This window comes from Microvirga tunisiensis (assembly GCF_009296175.1).
Classification (GTDB): domain Bacteria; phylum Pseudomonadota; class Alphaproteobacteria; order Rhizobiales; family Beijerinckiaceae; genus Microvirga; species Microvirga tunisiensis.
On sequence record NZ_VOSK01000725.1, the window covers coordinates 1 to 1,545 of the forward strand.

Genomic DNA, 1,545 nt, shown 5'->3' on the forward strand with positions numbered 1-1,545 from the left:
TAGTTTCCGTCCATAAACGTGCACATCTCGGAGCATTTACAATAGGTTGTGCCGAGTTGGAGTGGCTTTGACGAGGATAGGCAGGGTGAAGAGCGCTGAGTATCGACAAAAATGGTATCGTCGGCGCGGTTAGGCGCACGTCCCGAGGGCCGACTATGGCGGCGTGACGCAATCGCGATGCCTGCTCGGTTTAGGTCGCGTTGAGGCGGGTGAAGAGAACGAGGTTATAGGCCACGACCGAGGACCAGACATAAGCTTTGAAGTGATCGAGGCCGCGCCAGGTACAACGCGCCAAGCCGTAGGCGCGCTTGAGGCACGAGATGCCGGCTTCGATGCCGGCGCGGAAGTTGCGCAGCTTGCGATAGACCCATTTGCTTCTGACCATGTCCTCGATCCGGAGGCCGGCTTTCTTGTGGAAGGCCATGTCGCAGACGCCCCACGCCTTCGCTGTGGCCAGGTTGCCGCGCGTGGCGAAGCCGCCATCGGCTGCCGCCTGCCGCGGCGCTTGGCCATAGAAGGCGACGTGGCGCGCCAGCATCGGCAGCAAGCGGTCGCTGTCGGCCGGGTTACCGGCTTCGATCACCAGATCGAGGATCATGCCACTCCGGCCGGTGGTGAGGTTGAGTTTGTGACCATACTCAGTGTCGCGGCTGCCTTTGACGATGATATCGGCATGCTCTTCGAAGAGACTGATTAACTTCTCGCCGGCCGCCACCGGCTCGCCGGCCAACACCCGCCGCTCGCTCTGTCTGATGATGCGTTCGACGAGCGGCCGATAGTGACGAACCTGGATCTGCCACAGGGCGATGGGCGGTGTGGTTGCCACGGCCAAACGCTCGCTCGCCTGCGTCAGATAGGCCAAGGTCGTGCGCGTGATTGCGATCAGCTCGCGGTAGAGTTGGACCCGATTGGGTCGACCGCGCGTGAACTGGATCTTGCGGGCCCGCTTCTTGGCCGCGCGGCAATGATCGCACCATGGCAGGCCGGTGCCACCGATCAAGATGTCAGCTCGCTTCAGAAGGCGCACCATGACCCGCACGGCATCCCACAACAGGCTGCTGTCGCTCGGCTCGTGCATGAGCGCCGAAGTCACCGTGCTGTCCAGCCGGACCACAGCACCGTCTTCGAGCTTCGCCTGCCGAGCGACTGACAGCAGGGCCCGGTTGATCTGCTCCCAGGTCTCGGGCCCGATCGCGCTGATCGTCTTCTGCAGGACCGACTTCTGCGGGCTCCACGACCACGGCAGGCGGGCAAAGGCGCGAAACGAAGCGGAGTCCTCGAGGTGGAAGGCTAACTCCTGGTAGCTCAGCTGCCGGTACTGCTTGAGGATCGCACAGCGCAGCACCGCTTCAGCGGGCAGACCTTGCCGTCCGGTCGGTTTGATGCCGTCCCGACACAGGTCTCGCGCCACCACGGCAAACAGATCGCGATGCTCATCCAGCCATTGTGACATCGCCTTCAACTCGCAGCCGATCTCGTGCGTGGCGAAAAGATCGAATATGCTGGCTTGGACGGTGCGTTCTTGGCGCATTGTCGGCTCCGGCG

1 protein-coding gene is annotated in these 1,545 nt (G+C 62.8%); it reads right to left on the reverse strand.

Annotated features, from left to right (window positions below):
* Positions 1-190 precede the first annotated feature (190 nt).
* Positions 191-1,531, reverse strand: coding sequence for an ISNCY family transposase (locus FS320_RS43175; RefSeq protein ID WP_152718626.1), 1,341 nt, complete (start codon positions 1,529-1,531; stop codon positions 191-193).
* Positions 1,532-1,545 lie beyond the last annotated feature (14 nt).